Genomic DNA, 24,689 nt, shown 5'->3' with positions numbered 1-24,689 from the left:
CCCCCCCCCGACCGGATGCTTCACAAGAATTCACAAGCGGAACCTGGACCCATGCCACGCCTTTTGCTGAGCCTTCTTCTGTCATTCATGCTGGCCCTGCCGATAGCGGCGCAAGAGGCCGAAGCGCCCGAGATTGACCGGTCAGCCACCGGCGGGGCGCCGACCCTTGAGGATATCCTGGCGCGGCAACGTGGTGAGAAGGTCGATGACAGCTATCGTCGCGAGGCGACCGGGGATCCGGACAGCGCGGCGGGCATGGCCTCGCAACTCGGCACGCTGGGCGGCGCGTCCGACCCCGATCTTTGGCGCGCTCTGCGCTTCGGTACGGCGGATGTCACGGTCTCTGGCGGCGGTCCCGAGGCGCGCGTTCTGATGCAGGATGGCGGCATGTGGTGGCTGAAGTTCCGCGAAGGCCCCTTGTCGCGCAATGGCGGCTACCTGCTGCTCGGGACGTTGATCGGGCTCCTGTTGTTCTTCATGCTGCGTGGGCGCATTCGCATCGACGGCGAGAAAACCGGCCGTACGGTCACCCGCTTCAAGGCGATCGAACGCTTTGGCCATTGGCTGATGGCGGGGTCGTTCATCCTGCTCGGGATTACCGGGCTTGTCTCGCTCTTCGGGCGCAAGGTACTGATCCCGGCCTTTGGCCACGAGACCTTCTCGACCCTCGCGATTGCCTCGAAATGGATCCACAACAACGTCAGTTGGGCCTTCATGCTGGGCCTCGTGATGGTCTTCTTCATGTGGGTTCTGCACAACCTGCCGAGCCGGACGGACCTGAAATGGCTGGCGCAGGGCGGTGGCATCCTTTCACCGGGCAAGCACCCGCCTGCCAAGAAATTCAACGCCGGGCAGAAGCTGATCTTCTGGTCGGTGATCATCTTCGGCGCGTCCATATCGGCATCAGGCTTGTCGCTCCTCTTCCCGTTCGAATTGCCGATGTTCGCCAAGACTTTCGCCATTCTGAACGACCTCGGGATCTCTGGCCTGCTGGGCTATGGCGAATTGCCCACCCAACTCGCCCCGCATGAAGAGATGCAATATGCGCAGCTCTGGCATGCCATTGTCAGTTTCGTGCTGATGGCGATCATCTTCGCGCATATCTATATCGGCTCGGTCGGGATGGAAGGCGCCTATGATGCCATGGGCAGCGGCGAGGTCGAGGAACAATGGGCGCGCGAGCACCATTCGCTCTGGCTTGAAGAGGTCGAGGCGCGCGAGGGTGCGGCCCCGGCAGGTGGCAAGGCAACGCCCGCTGAATAAATGCGGGCGCGGGCGCTTTTCCTTGTTGGCCTGATTTGCGCGGCAATGCCGACGCAATCGCAGGAATTCACCACGCTCAAGGGCCATGGCGGCCCGATCATGGACATCTCGGTCAATGCCGAGACCGGACAAGTGGCCACGGCAAGTTTCGACAATTCTGTCGGGCTTTGGGAGGGGCGTGAGCCTCTATGGCTGGAGGGGCATGAGGCGGCGGTGAATACTGTGACACAGTTCCGGCCGGATGTGCTGATCTCCGGTGGGGATGATTTTGCCTTGTGGCTTTGGGATGAGGATGGTGGCACACGACTTGGGGCGCATCTTGGCAAGATCGCGGATGTGGCGGCCGGGCCGGATGGCGAAACCATCGCGACCGCCTCCTGGGATGGCAGCATCGGCGTCTGGATTGTTATCAGATCGGGTGACCCGGCTCAGTGGAACACGCTTACCAAAAAGCTCGAAGGTCACGAGGCGGGTGTCAACGCCGTCACGTTCTCGGCCAATGGGAGCCGGATCTATTCGGCATCAAGCGATGGCACAATCCGCGTCTGGAGTGATGGCGGAAAACGCTCGCGCGTGCTGGTATCGAACGGGTTCGGCATCAACAAGCTGGTGGTAAACGAGGCTGCGGGTTGGCTGGCTTACGGGGCGGTGGATGGTGTTACGCGGGTGATCGACCCCGAAAGTGGCGACACGATTGCCGACTTCACGCTGGAACGGCGACCGATATTGTCGATGGCCTATCACGCCGAAACCGATCAACTGGCCGTCGGGGACGGGCAGGGCTACATCATGATGATCGACACCGCCGAATGGCGGATCGCCCGGGATTTTCGCGCGATGCGGCAGGGACCGGTCTGGGCGCTGGACTTCGGCCTCGATGGCAAGGCGATCTATGCCGGGGGGATCGAGGATGTGGTGTTTTCCTGGCCCGTGGCGTTCTTGGATGAGTATGATCCCGCTGGCGGCGACACGCGCAGTTTCCTGCGCGAGGCCGATGCGATGCCCAATGGTGAGCGGCAGTTCATGCGCAAATGTTCGATCTGCCATGCGCTGACGCCACCGCCCTCGCGCAAGGCGGGGCCGACGCTGCATGGGGTCTTCGGGCGCCGCGCCGGGACGGTGCCGGGATACCGGTATTCGGATGTTTTGAGCGGATCTGATATCATCTGGTCGGACGACACGATTGACCAGCTTTTCGATCTGGGTCCGGACCATTATATTCCGGGGTCGAAAATGCCGATGCAAGTGATCGCCAAGGCCGAGGACCGGCGCGATCTGGTGGAGTTTCTGCGGCAGGCCGCGGGCAATGGGGAGAATTGAAATGAAAGCAATGCTGACAGCTTTTGCGGTGACGGTGGTGATTGCGATCGGGGCGGATTTCGTGCTTGAGGGCATCGGGTTCAGTGCCGAGGCGGTCAATACGGGTTCTGCGGTGCGTCTGGACGATACGGGCGAATGACCGAAGCGGTGAAACAGGTCGATACGTCACATTCCAGTCCTGATGACTATGGCGAAAATCTCGGGCTTGCGTCGATCCTGGTGATTGATGATGAGCCGGGAATGCGCAATTTCCTGACCAAGATTCTGACGCCGCGGTGCAAGCGGGTGGAGCAGGCGCGGTCCACCGCCGAAGCGGCGGCCATACTGGATCAGGCGCATTTCGACCTGGTGATCCTCGACAATATCATGCCGGGGCAGACCGGCCTCGATTGGCTGGCCGAGCAGCGTCGGGTCGGGTTTTATGCCGATACGATCCTGATCACGGCCTATGCCGATCTCGACACCGCGATCCAGGCCTTGCGCACAGGGGTCGCGGATTTCGTGCTGAAACCCTTCCGTGCCAATCAGATCCTGAATGCGGCGGCGCGGGCGCTGGACCGGAAATCGCTGCGGCGCGAGAATTACCTTCTGAAGCACGAGTTGAGCGAGGCGGGATACGCTGCCCGTGGGCGTCTTTTGGGCAATTCGCACCCTATTCAGACCGTGCGGGACATGCTCGCCAAGCTGGCACCGCTGCCCACATCGGTGCTCTTTACCGGGGCCAGCGGGACCGGCAAGGAGATCGCGGCGCGCACCCTGCATGGCCTGTCGGATCGCGCCGAGAAGCCTTTTGTGGCGGTGAATTGCGCGGCGTTCGGATCGGATCATATCGCCGAGGAGCTTTTTGGTGTGATCGAAGGGGACAAGCACCGCAAGGACGGGCTTTTCCTGCATGCGGATGGTGGGACGCTGCTTCTGGATGAGGTGGCGCAACTGCCCGACCAGGTGCAGGCTATGCTTTTGCGTGTGCTTGAGGATCAGCGCATCCGGCCCGCCGGGGCGGAGCGGGAGATCCCTTTGAACCTACGGTTTCTATTTGCGACCAATGCTGATCTTGAGGCGGCGGTGGCGGCGGGGACCTTCCGTGGCGATCTTTTCCACCGGATCAATGTTGTGAATATCGAGATGCCAAACCTGAGTGCGCGGCAGGAGGATATCGTCGAGCTAGCCGCGCTTTTCATGAGCGAGTTTTCCCGGTCCCTCGGCGCACCGGCGCTTGAGTTGAACGAAGAGGTGTTGCTAAAGCTCAGCCGGTATGATTGGCCCGGCAATGTGCGCGAGCTGCGTAACCTGATTGAACGTTCGGTGATCCTGGGGGCGTTTCCCGAGGAGTTCTCCGGCGTCGGGCAGGTTTCAGGGACGCAGGCGATGGAGACGCTGGAGCTGGTGGAGCAGCGCCATATCATGAATGTGCTTGATGCCTGCGGCGGCAACCGCGCCGAGGCCGCCCGGCGGTTGGGTGTGTCGCGCAAGACGGTTGACCGGAAATGTGCCGCCTGGGGTGTGTGATCTGAGCAGGTGACTTGGCGGAGTTCGCTATCGCTCACGCCGGTCAGTTTGCGTTCAGGCCACGCAGGCCTTGGGGGTTACCCCCCCAAACCCCCCCGGCGCCTGCCTCAGCCGTCGCGCTTTTCTGGCACTGGATCATACCCGCATTGGCCCCAGGGGTGGCATCGTCCGATCCGTTTCGCGGCCATCCAACCGCCCTTGATGGCGCCATGTTTTTCCAGGGCTTCCAAGGCGTAGGCGCTGCAAGTGGGTTGGTAGCGGCAATTGAACCCGACCCAGGGCGAAAAGATCAAGCGATAGCCGCGAATGGGCAGGGCCAGGATATGGGCCAGGGGCGTCATGGCTTTGCGTGCAGTTTTTGCAGCGCCTGCACCAGGTCGCACCGTAGTTGGTCGAAGGGGCGGTTTGCGGTCACCTCGGCCCGGCCGATCAGGACGTAATCCCATCCCGGGCGTCCCTGCGCTGGCAGGACCATGCGAGCAACCTCGCGCAGGCGGCGTTTGGCGCGGTTGCGGGTCACGGCATTGCCGACTTTTTTCGAACATGTGAACCCGACCCGGATTGTGGAGGTGTCATCGCGGCGATTGCGCGCCTGTACCATCATAGAGGCTGTGCTTTGACGGCGAGCGCGGGCGGTGGCGAGGAAATCGGCGCGATTTTTCAGGACCTCCAGACAAACGGAAACCGCCGGGGGCGTGTTCCCCGTTTGCGTCTCGGGGGCCTCCGGCGGTGTCATGTCCGTTTTGTCCTGATCTGAGGCTTATGCGCTCAGCGACTTACGACCGCGGGCGCGGCGGGCGTTCAGGATCTTGCGGCCGGCCTTGGTGGCCATGCGCGCGCGGAAACCGTGGCGCCGTTTGCGCACGAGGTTCGAGGGTTGAAAGGTGCGTTTCATCGCTCCGTCTCCGATCTGATCCGGGGGCGCATATGGAATCGAGGCCCGTCCGGCGAATGTCTGAAGCCCGGTCTATAGTAGGCCCGTTTTGACAAGTCAAACCCGTGCGGCGCGATTTGCAACAAAAATCGTGGTCAAAACCACACGCGATGTTACAAATTTGCGAATTGGGGGCAAATACGTTGCGGAAGCCATCACCGGCGATCAACGGCGCGTGATCCGCCTATGAAACGGGTGCCGGACCAAGCATGTAGGGGTCAACGAAATCAAACCTGGTGATGAGATGGACGATGTGACCCTTCCCGAGAAATCCTCGGTTCTGCGACATGCGCCTCTGGTGGTGATTCTGATCGCGGCGGTGATCGGCTTTTTCACCCTGCGCGACTACCTGACCTTTGAGACGCTGCGTGAAAACCGCGAGGCGCTGCTGGCGTTCCGCAATGCCAATTACCTCGGGATCGTTGCCGTCTTCATCGGGATTTACTTCGTGATCGTGGCGTTTTCCTTGCCGGGGGCGGCGGTTGCGTCGGTCACCGGTGGGTTCCTTTTTGGCCTCGGCCTTGGGACAACGTTCAACGTGTTCGCCGCCTCGTTGGGGGCGTTTGCGATCTTTCTTGCTGCCCGGTGGGGGTTGGGCAAGACCTTGGCGGCCAAGATGGAGGCTTCGGACGGGGCGTTGAAGAAGCTCAAGGAAGGCCTGCGCGAGAACGAGATCAGCGTGCTGTTTCTTCTGCGCCTGGTTCCGGCGGTGCCGTTCTTCGTGGCCAATCTGTTGCCTGCGCTCGTGGGCGTGAAGTTCCGCAATTTCGCCTTCACGACGGTTCTGGGCATCATCCCCGGTGCCATTGTCTTTACCTGGATCGGTGTGGGGCTGGGCGAGGTTTTTGACCGTGGCGAAAGCCCGGATCTGTCGCTTCTCTGGGAGCCGCAGGTGATCGGGCCAATCCTGGGCCTGTGTGTCCTGGCGGCGCTGCCCATTGTTGTTAAGGCGATTCGTGGCCGCAAGGAAGGCATCTGACATGGCTGATCTGAAAACAGACCTCCTGGTCATCGGGGGCGGCTCTGGCGGGCTTTCCGTTGCCGCGGGCGCAGTGCAGATGGGCGCATCGGTGATCCTGCTGGAAGGCCACAAGATGGGTGGTGATTGCCTGAACTACGGCTGTGTGCCGTCCAAAGCCCTGATCGCCAGCGGCAAGGCGGCCCATGCGCAGGCCCATGCCAGCGCCTACGGCGTGGCCGATGTGACGCCGCAGGTGGATTATGCAGCGGCCAAGGATCATGTGGCCGATGTCATCGCGACGATTGAGCCGCATGATAGTGTTGAGCGGTTCGAGGGCCTGGGCGTGAAGGTGATCGAGGAATTCGGCGAATTCATCTCTCCGACGCAGGTCAAGGCCGGCGACGATATCATCACCGCCCGGCGGGTCATCATCGCGACTGGATCATCGCCTTTCGTGCCGCCGATCCCCGGGCTTGATGCGGTACCCTACGAGACGAACGAGACAATTTTCCAGCTCCGTGAGCGGCCTGAGCACCTCTTGGTAATCGGCGGCGGTCCAATCGGGATGGAAATGGCACAGGCGCATGTGCGGCTTGGCAGCAAGGTGACCGTGATCGAAGGCATGAAAGTGATGGGGCAGGACGACCCGGAGCTGGCCGCCATCGTGCTGGATAACCTGCGCGAGGAAGGCATCGAGATTGCCGAAGGCGCGATGGCCTCCGAAATCCGCGGCAAGGCGGGCGCGATCGAGGTCGAAGCCAAGGATGGCCGCATCTTCAAGGGCACGCATCTTCTGATGGCTGTGGGCCGCAAGGCCAATATCGACAAGCTGAACCTCGATGCTGCCGGGATCAAGACCACCAAACGCGGGATCGAGGTGGATGCAGGCCTGCGCACCACGAACCGCAAGGTCTATGCGATCGGCGATGTGGCAGGCGAGCTGCAGTTCACCCATGTCGCGGGTTACCATGCGGGGTTGGTGATCCGCTCCGCGCTGTTCGGGCTGCCGGCGAAGAGCCACACCGATCATATCCCATGGGCCACCTATACGGACCCGGAACTGGCGCAGGTGGGCCTGACCGAGACGCAGGCGCGCGATGAGCACGGACAGGCGCTGGAAGTGGTTCGTTTTGAATATTCCGGCAACGACCGCGCCATCGCCGAACGCAAGACAACGGGTCTCATCAAGGTGATGGTGGTCAAGGGTCGCCCCGTGGGGGCGTCGATTGCGGGCGCGCAGGCGGGGGAGCTTATCAACCTCTGGGCGCTGGTGATTGCCAACAAGCTCAAGATGAAACATGTGGCCGGTATGGTGGCGCCGTATCCCACCATCGGCGAGATCAACAAACGCGCGGCAGGGGCCTATTTCTCGCCCCGGCTCTTTGATAGTCCTAAGGTGAAGAAAGTGGTTGGTTTCGTGCAGCGTTGGCTGCCCTGATCCTGACCGTGGGAGGCAAAACGTGAACTCACTTTCGGGGCGATTCCTGATCCTGACAGCGGTCTTCGTGATGTTGGCCGAAGTGTTGATCTTTGTGCCATCGGTGGCCCGCTACCGCGAGGACTTCCTGATGTCGCGGCTGGAGCGGGCGCAGATCGCCGCCTTGGCGATGCTGGCCGAGGAGGAAGTGGCGGCGGACCTGCAGGAAGAACTGCTGCAGAACGCAGGTGTCTACAACGTCGTGCTGCGCCGGAACGAGGCGCGGCAGCTTATGCTGAACTCGCCTATCCCCGAACCCATCGCCAATACGTTCGATCTGCGCAATGCCGGGGCGTTCGAGTTGATAAGCGACGCGATCCGCTGCCTAGTCGATCCCGAACCGCAGGTGATCCGCGTCATCGGCGAGCCGGTGAACATGGCAGGCCTCCTGATCGAAGTGACGATGGAAACGACCGAACTCAGGGCGGCGATGATTGACTACGGGCTGCGGATCCTGTGGCTTTCGGCGGTGATTTCGATCATCACGGCGGTGCTGTTGTTCCTTGCGGTGCGGGTGTTCCTGGTCAAGCCGATCAAGCGAGTGGTGGGCAATATGGAAGCCTATGCCGCCACGCCCGAAGACGCGCGCCTTGTGATGCAACCCTCCGCGGGTGTGACAGAGCTGCGCCAGGCCGAAGAGACGTTGCAGACCTTGCAGACGCAACTGACCGGCGCGTTGCGGCAGAAGGAACGGCTGGCACAGCTTGGCGGGGCCGTGGCCAAGGTCAGCCATGATCTGCGCAACATCCTGACCAGCGCGCAACTTTTCACCGACCGGATCGAGGCCAGCGAAGATCCGATCGTCAAACGCATGGCGCCCAAACTGGTGAATTCGATCACCCGCGCGGTACATCTCTGCGAATCTACCCTCGCCTACGGCAAGGCCGAAGAGCCGACGCCGACACTGAACCGCTTCGCCTTGGGCGACACGGTGAACGAGGTGCTGGAGGCCGAGCGTTTGTCGGTCGGCGAGCATGATGTGAGCCTATCCGAGGATATCCCCGCAGCGATGAAAGTGCGCGCGGATTCCGAGCAGCTTTACCGCGTGATATCCAACCTCGTGCGCAACGCGCGGCAGGCGATCATCGCGTCCGGACAACCCGGAGAGATCAACATCTCCGCCACCGAAGACGATGAGAATTGGTGGATCCGCGTGGCCGATACCGGGCCCGGTTTGCCGCCCAAAGCGCAGGAATTCCTGTTCACGCCCTTCCAGGGTGGCGCCAGCAAAGGCGGCACCGGCCTGGGCCTCAGCATCGCGTCGGAACTGGTCCGCGGCCACGGTGGCACATTGGAGCTGGAACAAACTGGCTCCGAGGGGACGGTCTTTTGCCTGCGATTGCCCAAGGCGGATTTACAGGCGTTGAAATAAATTCTGCCACCCCCTCTTGCATTGGCCCGCGCGAGGGTCTAATTGCTGGCCCCCGACGGACCGATAGCTCAGCTGGATAGAGTACCTGACTACGAATCAGGGGGTCGGGGGTTCGAATCCTCCTCGGTCCGCCACCTTACCCTCAATTGAAATGCATTTTGATTATGTATGATGCTGGAAGCCCCTTTTTATATGGGGTTAATCGATTTCTCTATTTTGTTGAGTTTCTTTCGATGGGGCCTATATTTGTTCAATAGGTGGTATGAAATGTGGTATAAATCGTGTCGGCGCTGTCCGGAAAGCTAACGAAGAAGCTGGTTGAGAACCTCGGGCCAGGACGCCACGGCGATGGCGGCGGGTTGTATCTCGTTGTGGACCCGTCTGGCGCGCGGCGCTGGATCGTGCGGGTGACGGTCAAAGGGCAGAAGAATCGCAAGGGTGCGCCGCTGCGCACGGACTTTGGTCTGGGCGGGGCGGATGTGGTCACGCTCAACTTGGCGCGCGAGCGGGCGCTGGAGTATCGGCGTATGGCAAAGCAGGGGTTGAACCCGCGCTACAATGCCAAACAGGACATCCCAACCTTTGAAGAGTTTGCCCAACTGGTTCACATCGAGCGCCTGCCAACCTGGTGCAATCCCAAGCATGGCCAGCAATGGATCAACACGCTGCGCGACTATGCGTTCCCGAAGATGGGGCGGATGCCACTCAACAGTATCGGTCAACCGGAAGTGCTGATGTGCCTGTCACCGATCTGGACGGACAAGCACGAGACCGCCCGGCGTTTGATGCAGCGCATCAAGACGGTGCTGGATGTGGCGCGGGCAAAGGGCTTCCGAGAAGGCGAGAACCCAGTGACGGCGATCAAGGAAGCCGGCGTGCTGCCAAACGTCAAAAAGAAGGTCAGGCATCACAAGGCGATGGACTGGCGCGATGTCCCGGCCTTCTATGCTGATCTGCGCACCCGCAACGCCATGTCGTCCAAGGCACTGATGTTCACCTGCCTGACCGGCTCGCGTACGGGTGAAGTGCTGGGCATGCGGTGGGACGAGATCGACTTTGAGGATCTTGTCTGGACCTGTCCGACGGAGCGGATGAAGACTGGCGAAGAACACCGCGTGCCGCTCACAGATGAAATGCTGGCCATCATCGAGCCGCTCAAGGCGATGCAATCTGATTATGTCTTTGAGGGCCAGAAGCGCCACCAGCCGCTCTCCAACATGTCCATGCTGATGCTCTTGCGCCGGATGAAGATCGAGGGCGTGACTGTGCACGGCTTCCGCTCCACTTTCCGGGTCTGGGCTTCGGAAGCGGCCAATGCCCCGCGCGAAGTCGCTGAAATGAGCCTCTCACACCGCGTTGGATCGAGGGTCGAACAGGCCTATGCTCGCTCGGACCTGCTGGAGCGACGGCGCCATTTGATGGAGGCTTGGAACCACTTTGTGTCAAAAGGTTTGCCGTCTTGACCGAGGAAAGGGAAACCATTGCCATCAATGAGGCTGAGTACAAATTTATAGAAATTTTCAGGGTTGCTTTGAGCGAGCGCAGTCATCCTGAACGGTTAAAGGCGATCGGTATGGTTCGGCATGATGTTACAGCGAACCGACTTGCGGTGCTGTTTTCTAGTCAGGAATACATTCTGGGCGCTGGTCCGCAAGATTATGAATTCCTCAAATGGGCTGCGGAAACTGCCTCCGTAAGGCACGAGTCGATGGTTGATCTTATGGAGGTTGAACAAAGATTTCAGGGATCAAATCAGAGAAAACTCAACATAGCCGAACACATCGGCCGCTCTGTCGTACATTCAATACAACAAGGAGAATTTCGCGGCGTACAGGTAAAAGGGGGCATTCTTGACCTAGTACGGGAAGAGGCAAAGAAAGAGAGCGTATATGGTGGACGCGACAAAGATACTCTAAGGGAAATCTGGAAAACCTACCGTGGTGTTGTGCATCTTGGCATGGCGATTACCTACCTGGAGGAGAACCCAAACCAGCTTTGGCACGTTCTCGAGCTGGCAGATTTCTTTCGGGGAATGCTTGGCGAAAAGTGTCCCAAGGGGACAAAAAAGCCTTATGTGCCTCCATCAGAGCAACTAAATTTCCAATTTATGTCCGCGATTAAGGGTCCCCGGTTTCGAGATCGGGGACTACCCTTTTACAACGGATAGCGACAACCCTTCGATGCACTTAATTGCAACGAGAGGAAATTGACGCATGTCCGATCTATTCGAAAACGACCGCAACTATGTCCTTGGAGATCCGGAGTTAAATCTCATTGGTGACCGGGACAAGTTAGCGCAATGGCGGCACAAGAAGATCGGTCCGGCCTACTACAAGCTTGGGCGCAAGATCATCTATCGCGGTACCGATCTAAATGCGTGGGCGGCACTGCATCGTTGTGATCCGGCGGTAATCCCGCATCAGTGATTCCGCACAATCTGACCTTGTTCGAAGCAATCTGGGAGAAGTGCGGGTCGTTTGGCTCTGCGCTGGGTATTGGTAGCCGTGGCACGTTCATACAAAGGCATTCGGCTTAAGACGCACCGGGTCTATTCCGTCGAAGACCTGATGGCGGTCTACAATGTGTGTCGTAACACTGTCTCAAACTGGGTACAGGGGGGGCTGGAACCGTCGGTAGTATCCCGTCCGAAGTTGTTTCGCGGCGAGGACGTAGAAGCGTTTCACCGTGCCCGGCGGGAGCGTAGCAAGACCCAGCTCAGGCGGGGCGAATTCAAGTGCATGGGCTGTAAGACGGCCGTGTTTCCAAGGCCGAATTTACTCAGCAGCAGGCCTTCGAAAACCGGAGCGCTCTTTCTGATGGCACGATGTCCCGACTGCGGCGCGAATGTTTGCAGGCTGGGGACACAAGCCGACTTGGATGCAATCAGGCAGCGGTCCAATCCCAACACCAGCGAGGGCTTCTCACACGAAGACAATACATCAGTTCCCGGTGGTATTGGGATTTCTAAAGGCAAAACGCGCTCACCCAACGATGGCATTATCTATCGTTGGCAAGCCTACGCTGGAAAATTTAGTGGAAAAACGCTCGACAGGCATCTCACCACGATCCGTCAATTCGAGGCGTTTCTTCGATTCAAGCCGTTTGAGCAGATCACCCTGAGCGATTGTCATGAATTGCGGGATCAGCTCAAGGAAGCTTTGTTGCCTGATGCCTCGATGCCGAAATCGAGATCCACAGTGCAGCATTCGGTGTCGCACCTGAAGGACTTCTTGGGCTGGCTCAGGAAACAGGAGGGCTACAAAAGATTGCCTGCGGATCTGCCCGATGCTCTGGATTTGCCAAGGTCCGCCTATGCGAAGGACTTGCGACGCGATCGTAAGTTATATCCATCGCTTGAGGAAGCGGATGACCTATTGCGCCGTATGCATGCTGACACGATGCAGGACCTGCGCAAACGAGCAATCTTTGCCTTGGCCTTCCTCGGTGCCCTGCGCGCGGACACGTTGATATCTCTGCGGCTGCGCGACATCGATTGCAGCGATCGAAAGATCACCCAGGATGCGCGCGTAGCGAGGACGAAGAACGGCAAAAGTCTGGTTATCGCCTGGTTTCCTATAGCGGAGGCTTTCTCCGCGGCCGTTGTGGAGTGGATTGATTTGATGAAGCGTGGAGGATTCAACCCTGAGGACGCACTTTTCCCGAATGAGTGTGTATTCTCCGGCCGCAAAAAATGTCGGAAATACTGGGGGCAACGGGTGCCTTCTATGACCTCTACATATGCCGTTTCTGAGGCGTTTCGAGCAGCTTGCCGCAACCACCACACGACATACACTCCTCACGCGGCAAAACACACCATCGCTGCAGAGAGAGACCGACGTACCCTCACGGCTGAGCAACGTAAAGCCTGGTCCGAAAACATGGGGCATGAGAACGAACAGATAACACTTTCGCACTACGGTAAGCTAAGTGCAGACCGCCGCTTCGATCTCATGGCCGATATTGGGGAAGAGCGCGATCCAGCGAGCTTGAAGGGTTTGTCCGATGACAAAAAAATTGCGATTTTTGATAGCTTTGCAGCCCTGGTCTTCGCAAGTCGGTAGCGCGTCTTTTCGCGCCAAGAGGCGGAAAGCAGTCATCCGCTGCGGAAAAAACAACGACCGCTTTGGGGATTGGAGGCGAAAACCTCGTGCATTGGATCGACGACTGTCGAACGGATCTGATGGTGCCATCAGCCAACGACTAGACACTTGCTGTAGGTGCCAGTGCGCTGCCCGTCAAAATCGAATTTTTAGAGGATGCTCCTACCGATCACCTTATGCAATTGGCTGAGGAAGAAGGTGAAGTCGTTATGAGCGGAAATGAAAAGGTGGGCTGTTGGGCGGTGCCCCATCTTCCGCAGCTGATCGACCAGAGCTTCAGCAAGAAGGGTCGCGTACGTACCGCACTCAATCGATGATTGTCATACTGCTAGTAAAAGCTTTGCTGTGGCTAAGCTACCCAAGCCGCTCAAGTTGCCAGAAACAATGTCCAACACGAACGGAGTAACATCGTGGGTGAGAGCGATAACGACTGCGCGATCCGGACCATCTCCACATGTTTCCGCCTCGCAGTCGATCTTTGGCCAATCAGGTTTCGGCGGGCAATCGTCACGCGACCAGAAACGGCGTCAGTTCGTTCGCTGTTCAATCGCAACCGACTTGCCCTATTTCACATCAAGGATCGGGTCGATCGCAAACGCCAGCGAGACATGCGCATCCAGCACCAGTCGAAGTGTGTCATGTTCCCGTGCGTAAGTGAGCACAAACTCCTTTAGCTCGGGATAGATCGAGTGTTCCACAATGTTTCATCGCGAAGATATCGCCCTTCGAAGTGTGGCACCAGATTGACGCTCTTGTTCGTGCGCGCCTCTAGGCTATCGATGCGCGAGCATGAACGACTTGGCCGCAATACTAAAGCTTGGACGGTCTCTGCGATCAGCTGTCTGACGTTAGTGTCGATCGGGACAGGTTAGGGTGATTTGATGAGAGAAGGTCTCTGTCACATCGTCATCACCAGGGAGTGGAGATGAGACAGAAACCCGGAGCCAAGCAGAGCCATGGCGAGGAGAAGTTGAAGGAAATGATCGGAGGGCTCAACTTGGCCGACGAGACACCAATCCGTATCGAATGGGAGAGATTATGAGCGCCGTCGAGGGTGCCTCTCCAATGACCATTGAGAAGTCACCGGATCAGCAGGCGCAACCTCGCCATTGGCCTGTCACCCAAGAAACACTTTGCCTTCCGGGTAACGGACCCGCGGCGCGGATTTGACGGCAAGGAAAAAGCCAAGCGTCAGCGGACCAAGCCTGCCTGCGAACATCGTGATGATGATGAAGGTCCGGCCCATTGCATCGAGTTCCCCCGTTGCGCCGCGCGATAGCCCGACGGTGCCGAAGGCGGATGTGACCTCAAACAACAGATCGAGGAAATCACCCTCGTAGGTGATCGACACGGTAAAAAGACCCACCAGGACCAGAAAAAGGCTCACCGATACCAGTGCAAGTACTTTCATCACCTCGTCCACGCCCAGGCTGCGGCCAAAGATGTTCAACCGCTCTTGACGCCTGAAAAAGGCCAATGTCGCCAGTGCCAGTACGATGATTGTCGTGACCTTGATGCCACCGGCGGTCGACGAAGGCCCGCCCCCGATCAGCATGAGGCTGATGGTCATGATCGTGGTGCTGTTCTCCGCCTGCGCATAGTCCAGCGTATTGAACCCCGCCGTACGTGGTGTCACCGCCTGAAACCAGCTGGCCCAGATGCGGTCACCGGTGGAATCCAGCCCAGCGAGCGTCCCGGGATTGTTCCATTCCAGCACGGCGAAGGCGAACCACGCCCATGAGATCAGAATGACCGTGCCAAAGAGCATGAGTTTGCTGTGCAACGACAGTTTCTGCCAGGACCGCTTCTGATAAAGGTCGGCCAGAACCACGAAGCCGAGACCTCCGATGATGAACATGGCGGTTATCGAAAGGTTGACGATGGGATCGCCGACATAGGCCATCAGGCTGTCGCTGAAGAGCGAGAAACCAGCGTTGTTGAAAGCAGATACCGCGTGAAAGATCGCCTGCCAAATGCCTTCGCTCCAACCGAACTCGGGTACGAAGACGAACATCAATGCCGCCGCTCCCACGGTCTGGCACAGAAGCGCCACTGCAACGATGATCCGGACGAGCGCGCCGAGGTCTTTCAGGCTGGTTTGTCCAAGTTCATCGCGGAGCACGAGACGTTGCGGCATCCCGAATTGCAGGCCCATCATCGAAAGCAGAAGCGCCGCAAAGGTCATGAGGCCAAGTCCGCCAACCTGGATCAACAGCGCGATGAAGATCTGCCCAAACAGAGTGAAATCGGTGCCGGTATCGACCACGATCAACCCGGTGACCGTCACGGCAGAGGCGGCGGTAAAGAGCGCATCGCCGAGTGTGACATCGCCGGTCTGACTGACCGGCAGCCAAAGGACAACAGCGCCCAGAGCAATGAAAGCGGCATAGATGGTGGCAAGCATCGCAGGCGGGCTCAACCGGCGCTGCGTCAGTGAAAACTGAAGCCCGAACTTTCGCCGCATCAAAGACTACCTGCGAACTCTCGCAGGTCCTGCCTGCGGCCCAGCAGGAGCAGTAGGTCGTCTTTTTGCAGTTCCGATGCTGAGCCATCCTGCCCTAGGAATTCCGTGCCTCGCAAATGGCCGATGCAACGCAGGTCGTATTCCGCATCGTAGGAGAGTTCGGTCAACTTCTTGCCTTCCAGGCTTTCGGGGATCCGGAAGTTGACAACATGCTGACCGTTGCCAAGGCTGATGTAGTCGCGCACGAGCGGGTTATGAAGCACCTGCGCGATCTGCTGACCAACTTCCTTTTCTGGCCGCACCACCCGATCGACACCCATCTTGGACAGGATGCGGTGATGGTTTTTCGAACTTGCTTTCGCCCAGAGGGTCTCGATCCCCAACGTCTTTAGATTGATCGCGGCAAGGATGCTGGATTCGATATCGGAGCCCATTGCAACCAGCCCGGCATCGCATTGATCGAGCCCGGCTTCGCGCAGCGCACCATCGTCGCGGGCATCCAGAATGAGGGCCTGGCCCAAGTCGTCGGCGTGGTCGGAAACGACACGGTCGTCCATATCGATCCCGATGACATGGTTTCCGAAGCGGGCCAGTTCGCGGGCCACCGTGCTGCCAAAGGTGCCAAGGCCGATAATGACGAAGTTGCGTGGGTGCGTGGGCAAATTTCTCGATCCTTCAAGGAACAACTGAGGCCCCGGCGCATTGAACCGGAATGACTTGGCACTGAACGCGCTGGGCCGAGCTTTGTTCCGAGGCGAGGATGAAAACAATTTGAAGACCGAATTTGCCGCCCCCCGCAAGAAGTGTGACACCAGATGAGCAGCGAGCGCGACCTGACTAAGGGGTCAGTTGGCAAGGCCCTTTTCTGGGTCAGTGCGCCCATGACCCTTGGCATTTTGGGGACGCTGCTCGTGGGTCTCGCGGATTCGCTCTTTTTGGCCCGGGTCAGTCCAGAGGCGTTGGCCGCTATTGGCTTCGTCTATCCCGTGATTGTCGCATTGACGTCATTGTCGATCGGGCTTGCCGCGGGGACCAATACGGTCGTCTCACAGGCGATTGGCAAGGGTGAGGACCAACACGCGCGAAACCGCCTGACACTGCATTCGATGCTTTTTGCCACTGTACTCTCCGTGGGGGTCAGTGTCCTTTTCTTCTTTGCAGCCCCGTGGATTTTTGCGTCGATGGGCGCGAAGGACAAGGTGCTTGAAGCGGCGTTGTCCTATATCCCCTACTGGTGCCTGAGCTTCCCGCCTATGGTCGTCGTGATGGCGCTCAACGCCGTGTTCCGCGCCGCCGGGAACAGCACGGTAGCCGCCACGACCATGCTTCTGCAATCGCTTCTCAACATCGCTCTGAATCCGATCTTCATCTTTGGCGCCGGCCCCGTGCCGGCACTGGGCATGGCAGGGGCCGGGCTGGCAACGCTGATTGCGCGTATCGCGGGCCTTGCGGGGTTGGTCTTCTTTGCCTGGCGGACAGGGTTCATCCGGTTTGATTGCGGGCCGGCGAAAAATCTACCGCGCTCGATAAGCAAGATGGCGCGCGTCGGAATACCTGCGTCGCTGTCAAACGCGATAAATCCGGTCGGAATGGCGGTCGTCACCGCCGCCGTGGCGACAATCGGGGACGCCGCCGTAGCCGGGTTTGGCGCCGCGGGCCGGGTGCAGTCCTTTGTCCTTGTCCCGCTTCTTGCGCTCTCATCGGGCATCGGCCCTGTCGTCGGGCAAAATTGGGGGGCGGGCGAAGAAGGCCGGGCCCGGAAGGCGCTCTGGCTTTGCTTCGTGCTGAGCGTTCTCTTCGGATTCGCCCTGGCGCTGCTGTTTCTGGGGTTTGCCGATTTTGTGGCCAACCTCATGACCAAGGGCGGTGAACCGGCGAAATACGCGGCAAGCTATCTGCGGGTCGTCAGTTGGGGTTTCTTCGGCTACGGGATCCTTGTGACGGCGAACGCGGCCATGAACGCACGGGACCGCGCCCAATGGTCCATGTGGCTCAGCGCGGCACGCATCGCGCTTCTTTACGCGCCGCTCGCTTGGCTGGGGGTCTTCGTTGCCGGCTACAATGGCATTCTTGTAGCCTCGGTCCTCGCCAATGTCGTGACCATCTGGTGGGCGTTGGTCGCCTGTCATGCAGTGGGATTGTTCAAGCTGGACTGGGCAATCGTTGCCACGCCGTCGCGGTGGATTGTCGATGCAACCGAACGTGCAAGCTGATCGGCGCGGCACGCAGATTGGTGGGCGGGGATCGCGTGCCATCAGATCGTCGGGCAAGCAGACGACGGCGACGTGAGCAAAGACAAAACCCCACCGGCAAAGCCGATGGGGTGTAGTGTCCGGGGTAGGACATCAGGAAGAAGATGCACGTTACGAGGTAAAACGGATCACGTGCACCTCGCGAGGCTGGCCATGATTGGGACAGTTGGGGAAGCCTCGCCTAGCATCATCCAAACTGTCCACACCTCGAAATGGTTCCAAACTTTTTTCGTCTATCATCAGCCGAGTGCGCGTTTCTCCGCAGGTTAGGACCGAGGTCATTGTCAATCAGTGACTGACGGACGACATTGGCTTTCGGCTTCGCCCACCAATACGACCCTCAAACCAGTGTTTTATCCTTGCCCATTGCGCGATTGAGGCTGAGCACGTCGTCGTGCGACAATCCCAAGGAAAATGCCAGCGACTCCAGGAATTGCTGCTCTTTCTCGTTTTCCGGATGCCCGACCAGCAATGCGGCGGAGTATACTTCTTTTCTGGCATGATGGGGTGTCGACGCCGCCAACGCTTCCGGGTCAATCGGTTCCCGCAAGGCGTCTTGCAAGATGGCCTTTTCGGATGGCGAAGCGTCATCCAGAATCTGGAACAGTGTTTCCTGCTCTGCGGTGTCGATTGCACCGTCGGCGCGCGCCATCTGCACCATGGCCCGGAGGATGGGCTTTGCATCGCTTTCGCTTTCAACGTCTTCCAGATCCAACTGTTCTTCCATGTCGCGGGCGGCGGCGTCAGGTTCTACCTGATGGCCCAATGCACTCGCCAGATTGCCAAACAATGCGCCAAGTGACTGATTGAGCGGACTCATCTGCCCCGTCACCCCGGCCTCTCTGGGGCCAGTCGCTCCCGCTGCGCCCAGGGAACCCAGAATATTGCCAAGCCCACCGCTCTGCGCATCATCTGCTCCGCCAATGCGGCCCTGCATCCCGCCCCGCTGATTGGCTGGTTCCGCCGGGTTTTGCAACGCAGCCTTCAGCCCGGATAACCCGCCCATGGAGTTGAAGGCATCTATTCCCTTTTTCGCGGCAAAAGCTAAAGCGAGTTTCGTAATCATTCTCTTGATCGACATCGGTTTCTCCTTAATTCGCAGACGGGGTGCTACAAGGTTTGGTCTTTCTCGGCAGAGTCGAAGCTCGGCGCGTGCAGACGCGCAAAATGACCCTGTAAGCACTGAAAGGTTAATGCACAGCTTCGATTAAGGTTCCGGTCCTAGACCAATGTCGTGAGTGTCCGTGGTCAGATGACTTGGGCCTGAGAGCAGCCTGATCTAAGAGAGGATCTGGCTCATCTGGTTGTTGTGATTGTGCGGCGGACTTGCGGTGAAGCAAGCGTCGCGTTTCGATTGTCTTCTGTTTGATCCGTTCTCGTTGTTTTTGAATGGCCTGTCCGCGTCCGAGGTAGACATCAGCGGGCGTGAGGTTTTGTAAGCTTTCGTGGTAGCGCCGGTGATCGTAGTGATCGACGAAGGCGTCAATCTGCTGCGTGAGATCGTCAGGCAGATAGTAGTTTTCCAACAGGATGCGGTTCTTGTGGGTCTGGTGCCAGCGCTCAATCTTGCCTTGGGTTTGCGGATGATATGGCGCGTCACGCAAGTGATCCATTTGCTGGGCTTTTGACCAAAGTCGGCTTCGAGGAAGCAAACAAATAGATTTTGAGGTGAGCATAATCTCCGGTTTGGGCCGAGGCTATCGAGCAATCTAGTTCTCAATTGCGCTGCTTCCGAGGTCTGCTGGCAGTTTAGACCTCCCGATGTTGCAATGCACATGAAGGGTGGTTCGACCGCTGAAATGGTTGTGGCCAAGAGTATCCCTGTCATCAGTGTCCACCTCCTTCAGGCGAGACCGTTTCATTGTCCGATCGGGCAGGGACAGACGAACTAAGGAGCGTCGTCAAGCTAGAGGCGCTGCGAGGCGCATCGAAGCGTTTCTTTCGCATGGAGATACTCGTGACTAAATTCGACCCTGCCGCCATCAAGGGCGGCATTGCTGAGACGATCAACAGTTATGAGGGCCCCGCCCCGGCTCTCATTTTCGAAGCTTACAGAGATGGGGTTTCTGTCAGTGCAACGCATGGCACTATGGGTTTCGATGACCCGACATTGGCAACACCGGGCGACAAATTCGAAATCGGTTCGCAAACCAAGATGATGACCGCAACTGTCCTGCTCCAATTGGTAGACGAAGGGTGCTTCGCGCTTGATGACCGGTTGGCGGACGTGATGGATGTGACCCCGCTGTCTTGGATGCCAAATATCGAAGACGTAACCATCAGGCAGCTGATGACCCACAAGTCGGGAATACCCGATTATGTGAACACCGATGAAGTCCAACGGGGCATGGGGGAATTGCTGAGCCAAGACCCACCCCGGCCCATTGGTGTCGAAGAGGTCTTGCAGCTTTTCGAGGCGACCAACCTGCCAGCGACGGCCGAGCCCGGAGCAGAAATCAGCTATAGCAATACTGGCTTTACGCTGTTGGGACTTCTGATTGAGAACACCACCGGCAGCTCTCTTGCCGATGAATTTCAGGCGCGAATCTTCGATCCCGTGGGCATGAGTTCAACCAGCCTGCCGGGTTTCGAAGTTCCTGACGGAGTCCTCAGCTCATATCTGGAAGTGAACGACCTGTTTCTGGAGGTCACCGATTTGCCGATTGCAGAGCACGGAGAGGGCGGCGTCATCTCGACAACCGGCGACATGATCCGCTTTATGAAAGCTCTGGTTATCGACGGCACTTTGGTTCCGGAGAGCCAGATGGAGCCATTGGACGCGTTCTTTGCCAGCGTATCGGATACAGCGGACGGTGAATTCATCGGCCATCAGGGCGCATCTTTTGGATCACTCTCAGTGACACTCGTTCATATGCCGACGGGAACGATTTTCTCGGCGTCGGAAACGATGCGGTATGGCCAATCTGATGTGAGCGAAGAAGTCTTCGAGGCGTTCGGCGAACTGCTGGGGAATCCCGCATGGCACGCGAATTACACCAACGGCGAGAGCATAGACTTCGCGGCCTCGGCGTCTGATCTCGAGATCAGCGAGTCAAAAGGAACTGATGGTGCCCGCGAAACATTGTTGTTCATGGACGGCGTAACCCTGTCCTTCGACGGTCCCATCTCGGCCCTCGAATCCGAAAAACTCTCGTTTGAAGACGGATCGGTCCTCTTTGTAGCCGATAAGGCTGGTTCGGACTTTCACGTCCAGCACGCGGCACGTGAAGCCGCCACAGCTGACAATCAGCTCGTCGGTTTATCTGGCGATGACCAGTTGGTTGGTGGTAGAGGAGACGACAAGATTTCCGGTGGCGCTGGCGATGACCATTTGATCGGTCGGCGCGGTGACGACACGATTTCCGGCGACGATGGAGATGACATCGTAACGGGAAACCGAGGTAACGATCACCTCACGGGCGGCCACGGCGATGATACCGTCTCTGGTGGTCGCGGCGATGACCGGCTAGACGGCGGCGGCGGGGATGACCTTCTGCGCGGTGGACGTGGTGATGACAACCTCTTGGGAGCCACAGGCGACGATACCCTGCGCGGAGGGCGCGGCAACGACACGCTGGACGGCGGAGAAGGCGACGACATTCTGGTTGGAGGACGCGGGGCGGACACCTTTGTGTTCGGCGAGAACAGCGGCGACGACGCCATCAGAAATTTTGAGGGTGGAAAAGACTTGATCGACCTCACTGCTCTCAACCTGACTTTCGAAGATCTGCAGATTTCTGAAAGCCGAGACGGGCGGAGTACCGAAATCGAGTTCGATGATGCAAGCCTGGTGATCACCACCCTGCTCGGAGAGTTGGTGGAATCCGATTTCCTTTTCTAGCGATTATTCGGTGCAAGCGGATTACCTCTGCCCACCGGAAGTTTCTTGTCTTTCCCGCAACATCTGGCGTTGCGGGAAAGACGGTTCATGGGCGCCTCTCTTTCGTCCAATCCTACAGGCACAGGCGAAATCAGTTCGGTCGAGTGCCATTTCTGCCTTGAACAGCCAGAAGTTCTGGCCAAAGCCGGAGGCAGGAAGATCAATCTCATGAACCGACGAACATTTAGTACGTTAAGCCTGGCAGCGGCATTTGTACCGCTGGCGCGCCTGCCTATGGCACAACCCGCTGCGTCAGACAGGGTTGGCTTTCAATTTGCGGCAATCAATAATGGCCTTCTGACAGTGCGACACGGGGGCATGGCGCGGGTGGGCGTTGCAGTTGACGATGATACGCGCTTTCAGGTGGCATCATGTTCAAAGACCGTCACATCACTTGCCGTTCTGACCTTGGTGCGTGATGGTCACCTGGCGCTCGACGCAGCGGCGAACCAATATCTGAGGCGCTGGCGGTTGCCTGGCCTGCGCGGCGACACCGTGACAATTGCAGAGCTTATGTCCCACACCGCTGGCACTTCCATACATGGATTTGCGGGATACGGCCCATCCGAAGATCTGCCCGATCTATTCGAGATCCTTAGCGGGCGCGCACCGGCGAATTCCGGCGCTGTCCGGGCTCAACCTCGGCTCTTTGGTAAATTCAGGTATAGTGGCGGCGGCACGATGGTGTTGCAGGCACTCATCGAAGACGTGACGGGCGACGCATTCTCGACCTACACATCAAGAGCGGTCCTTCGACCGATAGGCGCGTCGAGAGCAACCTACGCAATTGCGCCGCAGGTAGACATTGCCCATGGTACCTATGAGAGTGGTCAAAGAGTCGAAGGCGGGTTCAGACGGCACCCAGAGAGTGCTGCTGCCGGGTTGTGGGCGACGGCATCTGACCTTGCAAGAATCCTTCAGGCTGTACTCGATTCCCTACGCCGTAAACGCCGCGCTATTCTGCCGTTTGAGTTGGCAACACGCATGATTACGCCCGTAAGCCACCAGTCCGGATTGGGTGTCTTCGTTGAACCTGATCGCGTCATTTGGCACGAAGGACGAAACTACGGGTTCGATGCAATTATGGCTGCCGAGCTTGCAACAGGTCGGGTCCGGGCGGCGGTTGTGAACCGAAATGGTGCTATAGAGCGATACGCACAAGGACTTCTGCCGCAATAGTTCGCGGAGCAGCATCTCCGAGGAGAGTGGGTTTATGGACAGTACCCTTATTGAGATGACGAGCCTTGGGTCAGTCGCAATCGCTATGTTTGGCGCTGCATTCTGCCTGATGCAAACCCGACACTCCCGCGTCAGCCGGAGTTTTGCAATATTCCTCACAGCGATTGCGGTGAACAATCTTCCAGATGCTTTTACACCGTTATTGGCATCCTTGCCGAGCCGCTACGCATCAGCGGCGGACCTAATCACCTGGCCCAGTTCGTTTCTCCTGGCCCCGCTCTTCTGGCTGTACGTGTTCCTTCTCACCTCATCAGAACAACAAGCGCCGGCCCGGCTGGCCCGGCATTTTGCGTTGCCGACAGCATCCGTTGTCGTCGCGATTATGGTCCTCGCATCACCGCCATCCATTCGCGAGATGCTGTTTTCGAACGATCCAGAAGCTACATCTGCATGGGGTACTGTGCTCATTGTTGCGATGGCGCTGCTCCAACTCGCGGTTTTCCCTCAGATCGCATTGTATCTCATACTCACCTTGCACCGCCTTTCGAAATTCCGGCTGAAACTGCGTGACTACTACTCAAGCACCGAAAAACACGAGCTCCGCTGGATATATGTCATAGGCGTCTTGGGCATCTCATTCTGGCTTGCCATGACACTTTTGTTGTTTGGTGCTGTGACGTATGAAGACGCTCCGCCCGCCATTGTCATGCTGGCAAGCCTCGTCGGTTTCCTGCTGGTCAGCGCGTTGACACTCTGGGGGATACGCCAACGTCCTCCATTGGCACCCGGCACTGACGATGATCCGTCGCCGACCACTTCGCAGCCATCTGGGAAGTACGAGAAATCGGCTTTGAGCGCTGAAGCTTCTGAGCGTTTGAGCCGCAAACTTCGCAACGCCATGGAAGTGGACCACTTGCACCGGGATGCCAACCTGTCTCTCTGGGCCTTGGCCAGGCACATCGGTGCGTCGTCAAACTACATCTCTCAAACACTGAATGAGGTGATCGGTGAGAGCTTTTTTGATTTTGTGAACAGCTACCGGATCGCTGAAGCCAAAACCTTGCTTGCGACCACCAACGAGTCCGTCTTGAACATCACATATGATGTTGGCTTCAACGCGCGATCCTCATTTTACAACGCCTTCAAACGACATACCGGACAAACACCCACAAGTTATCGGAAAAATTTGTCTCAGCGTGATGGGGTGGACGACATCAACGGGCAGTTAAACGATACCTGATCCATCAAAACCGATCAGGACAGACCAAATCAAACCATCACTCACGAACACCTAAAACAAGAGGTCATGGCTTCGCGGATCCCCCGCGAGGTCCGCGGCCTTGTCCACCTCACCCCGTGCTCTTTCAACCAGCATGGGACCAACAGAAAAGAAAGAACATCAATGAAAAGATACGTAATTCTTGCAGTGCTCGGATTGAGCGCATGCGACTCTCCTGCGGAAATTGCAGCTAGCCGACAACTGGATGCTGCTTGTTTGGAAGGGAACATCGAGGCCTGTGCTGCAGTTCAGCGGAGAGTCGACAGCCGCAACCAAACTCTCGCAACAACAGCCGCAGGTTTTGAATAACTTGATCGCATCACCTCGTTTTTTGCGAGATATGATTGAAATGGTTCAGCCAAGCCACGCAGGTTCTGATCGAAGTAGCCGATCAGAACCTGCAGCAAGCGGTCCTTCCTTTCAACAAATGTCGCAGTATCTAAGAGATAGGAAACGACAATGAGGCCGATTACAGGCGCACTTATTGGGCTCTTTATGGGATCGGCGGTAGGTTGGATTGGCTTTGGCAGTGTGCCCGGGGCAATGGGTTTAGGGGCTGCTGTAGCCGCAAGCATATTTGGATTATTGTCCGCCTTTCGTGCAGGAACGAAGAAGTAACAACTGACCTGAGCCCCTGAATCTCCTCCATTTTTGTGTAGAGTCCGCCCAACAAAAGGACGGACAAATGAAGTCGAGATT

At 58.1% G+C, this 24,689-nt stretch carries 23 protein-coding genes, 1 tRNA gene and 1 pseudogene; 16 read left to right on the top strand and 9 right to left on the bottom strand.

Annotation, left to right across the window (positions count from 1 at the left end; translation table 11 throughout):
- The first annotated feature begins 51 nt into the window (after window positions 1-51).
- Genes RBB29_RS21710 through RBB29_RS21695 form a run of 4 tightly spaced genes read left to right on the top strand, consistent with a single transcriptional unit; the run spans window position 52 to window position 4,092 of the window.
- Entirely contained in the window at window positions 52-1,263 is a 1,212-nt protein-coding gene (locus RBB29_RS21710; RefSeq protein ID WP_306117024.1) for a formate dehydrogenase subunit gamma, read from the top strand.
- A gap of 45 nt (window positions 1,264-1,308) precedes the next feature.
- A complete protein-coding gene (locus tag RBB29_RS21705; protein ID WP_306121221.1) occupies window positions 1,309-2,583 on the top strand; it encodes a c-type cytochrome in 1,275 nt (424 codons plus the stop codon).
- 1 nt (window position 2,584) lies between these two features.
- Window positions 2,585-2,722, top strand: coding sequence for a hypothetical protein (locus RBB29_RS21700; RefSeq protein WP_306117022.1), 138 nt, complete (start codon window positions 2,585-2,587; stop codon window positions 2,720-2,722).
- Window positions 2,719-4,092 (top strand): sigma-54 dependent transcriptional regulator, encoded by a 1,374-nt coding sequence (locus RBB29_RS21695; RefSeq protein ID WP_306117021.1) that lies wholly within the window; start codon window positions 2,719-2,721, stop codon window positions 4,090-4,092. The genes RBB29_RS21700 and RBB29_RS21695 overlap by 4 nt, the downstream gene beginning before the upstream one ends.
- Window positions 4,093-4,199: 107 nt before the next feature.
- Here RBB29_RS21695 and yidD read toward each other — a convergent pair whose 3' ends face one another.
- Genes yidD through rpmH form a run of 3 tightly spaced genes read right to left on the bottom strand, consistent with a single transcriptional unit; the run spans window position 4,200 to window position 4,987 of the window.
- Complete coding sequence (yidD, locus tag RBB29_RS21690; protein ID WP_306117020.1) at window positions 4,200-4,433, bottom strand: membrane protein insertion efficiency factor YidD; 234 nt, start codon at window positions 4,431-4,433, stop codon at window positions 4,200-4,202.
- Window positions 4,430-4,828 (bottom strand): ribonuclease P protein component, encoded by a 399-nt coding sequence (rnpA, locus tag RBB29_RS21685; protein ID WP_306117019.1) that lies wholly within the window; start codon window positions 4,826-4,828, stop codon window positions 4,430-4,432. The genes yidD and rnpA overlap by 4 nt, the downstream gene beginning before the upstream one ends.
- A 24-nt stretch (window positions 4,829-4,852) precedes the next feature.
- On the bottom strand, window positions 4,853-4,987 hold the full coding sequence (gene rpmH / locus RBB29_RS21680; protein WP_012177012.1) for a 50S ribosomal protein L34: 135 nt from the start codon (window positions 4,985-4,987) through the stop codon (window positions 4,853-4,855).
- 283 nt (window positions 4,988-5,270) lie between these two features.
- Between rpmH and RBB29_RS21675 the strand changes: the two genes are divergently transcribed.
- From RBB29_RS21675 to RBB29_RS21640, 8 genes are all read left to right on the top strand, one after another.
- Window positions 5,271-6,005, top strand: coding sequence for a TVP38/TMEM64 family protein (locus tag RBB29_RS21675; protein ID WP_306117018.1), 735 nt, complete (start codon window positions 5,271-5,273; stop codon window positions 6,003-6,005).
- A 1-nt stretch (window position 6,006) separates the two neighbouring features.
- Entirely contained in the window at window positions 6,007-7,425 is a 1,419-nt protein-coding gene (locus tag RBB29_RS21670; protein ID WP_306117017.1) for an NAD(P)/FAD-dependent oxidoreductase, read from the top strand.
- Window positions 7,426-7,495: 70 nt separating this feature from the next.
- Entirely contained in the window at window positions 7,496-8,836 is a 1,341-nt protein-coding gene (locus tag RBB29_RS21665) for a HAMP domain-containing sensor histidine kinase (protein WP_306117025.1), read from the top strand.
- A 57-nt stretch (window positions 8,837-8,893) separates the two neighbouring features.
- Window positions 8,894-8,970: transfer RNA gene (locus RBB29_RS21660), tRNA-Arg, on the top strand.
- 147 nt (window positions 8,971-9,117) lie between these two features.
- The gene (locus RBB29_RS21655) at window positions 9,118-10,299 is read left to right on the top strand and encodes a site-specific integrase (RefSeq protein ID WP_306117016.1); all 1,182 of its coding nucleotides are present in this window, start codon (window positions 9,118-9,120) and stop codon (window positions 10,297-10,299) included.
- Window positions 10,296-11,003: a hypothetical protein gene (locus tag RBB29_RS21650; protein WP_306117015.1), complete on the top strand. Its 708-nt coding sequence runs from the start codon at window positions 10,296-10,298 to the stop codon at window positions 11,001-11,003. Before RBB29_RS21655 ends, RBB29_RS21650 begins: the two co-directional genes overlap by 4 nt.
- A gap of 46 nt (window positions 11,004-11,049) precedes the next feature.
- Window positions 11,050-11,262 carry a MerR family transcriptional regulator gene (locus tag RBB29_RS21645; protein WP_306117014.1) on the top strand — a complete coding sequence of 71 codons (213 nt, stop codon included), beginning with the start codon at window positions 11,050-11,052 and terminating at the stop codon, window positions 11,260-11,262.
- A gap of 447 nt (window positions 11,263-11,709) precedes the next feature.
- The gene (locus tag RBB29_RS21640; RefSeq protein ID WP_306117013.1) at window positions 11,710-12,897 is read left to right on the top strand and encodes a tyrosine-type recombinase/integrase; all 1,188 of its coding nucleotides are present in this window, start codon (window positions 11,710-11,712) and stop codon (window positions 12,895-12,897) included.
- Between the two features lie 602 nt (window positions 12,898-13,499).
- On the opposite strand, the gene RBB29_RS21635 is transcribed toward RBB29_RS21640, so the two are convergent.
- The 3 genes from RBB29_RS21635 to RBB29_RS21625 form a co-directional block, all read right to left on the bottom strand.
- A complete protein-coding gene (locus tag RBB29_RS21635) occupies window positions 13,500-13,634 on the bottom strand; it encodes a hypothetical protein (RefSeq protein WP_306117012.1) in 135 nt (44 codons plus the stop codon).
- Window positions 13,635-14,053: 419 nt separating this feature from the next.
- Entirely contained in the window at window positions 14,054-15,400 is a 1,347-nt protein-coding gene (locus tag RBB29_RS21630; RefSeq protein WP_306117011.1) for a TrkH family potassium uptake protein, read from the bottom strand.
- Window positions 15,400-16,086 carry a TrkA family potassium uptake protein gene (locus RBB29_RS21625; protein ID WP_306117010.1) on the bottom strand — a complete coding sequence of 229 codons (687 nt, stop codon included), beginning with the start codon at window positions 16,084-16,086 and terminating at the stop codon, window positions 15,400-15,402. Before RBB29_RS21625 ends, RBB29_RS21630 begins: the two co-directional genes overlap by 1 nt.
- A 129-nt stretch (window positions 16,087-16,215) precedes the next feature.
- Here RBB29_RS21625 and RBB29_RS21620 point away from each other — a divergent pair, with 129 nt between their 5' ends.
- A complete protein-coding gene (locus RBB29_RS21620) occupies window positions 16,216-17,613 on the top strand; it encodes an MATE family efflux transporter (RefSeq protein ID WP_306117009.1) in 1,398 nt (465 codons plus the stop codon).
- A 379-nt stretch (window positions 17,614-17,992) separates the two neighbouring features.
- Here the strand turns inward: RBB29_RS21620 and RBB29_RS21615 are convergent, their stop codons facing one another.
- Both RBB29_RS21615 and RBB29_RS21610 read right to left on the bottom strand, forming a co-directional pair.
- A complete protein-coding gene (locus tag RBB29_RS21615; protein WP_306117008.1) occupies window positions 17,993-18,733 on the bottom strand; it encodes a tellurite resistance TerB family protein in 741 nt (246 codons plus the stop codon).
- A gap of 235 nt (window positions 18,734-18,968) precedes the next feature.
- Window positions 18,969-19,274, bottom strand: a pseudogene (locus RBB29_RS21610) (integrase core domain-containing protein); the annotation flags it as partial.
- A 335-nt stretch (window positions 19,275-19,609) separates the two neighbouring features.
- Between RBB29_RS21610 and RBB29_RS21605 the strand changes: the two are divergent.
- From RBB29_RS21605 to RBB29_RS21595, 3 genes are all read left to right on the top strand, one after another.
- On the top strand, window positions 19,610-21,493 hold the full coding sequence (locus RBB29_RS21605) for a serine hydrolase (protein WP_306117007.1): 1,884 nt from the start codon (window positions 19,610-19,612) through the stop codon (window positions 21,491-21,493).
- A gap of 87 nt (window positions 21,494-21,580) precedes the next feature.
- Window positions 21,581-22,711, top strand: a complete 1,131-nt coding sequence (locus tag RBB29_RS21600; protein ID WP_306117006.1) for a serine hydrolase — start codon at window positions 21,581-21,583, stop codon at window positions 22,709-22,711.
- 34 nt (window positions 22,712-22,745) lie between these two features.
- Window positions 22,746-23,951, top strand: coding sequence for an AraC family transcriptional regulator (locus tag RBB29_RS21595; protein WP_306117005.1), 1,206 nt, complete (start codon window positions 22,746-22,748; stop codon window positions 23,949-23,951).
- A 287-nt stretch (window positions 23,952-24,238) separates the two neighbouring features.
- Here the strand turns inward: RBB29_RS21595 and RBB29_RS21590 are convergent.
- Window positions 24,239-24,689 (bottom strand): hypothetical protein (locus RBB29_RS21590; RefSeq protein ID WP_306117004.1); only part of this gene is annotated, 451 nt, incomplete at its 5' end.

Origin of the sequence: Roseovarius sp. MMSF_3359 (genome assembly GCF_030733385.1) — a bacterium.
GTDB lineage: Bacteria > Pseudomonadota > Alphaproteobacteria > Rhodobacterales > Rhodobacteraceae > Roseovarius.
Note: the sequence above shows the minus strand (reverse complement) of the source record. Positions and strands in the feature narration are given on the sequence as shown.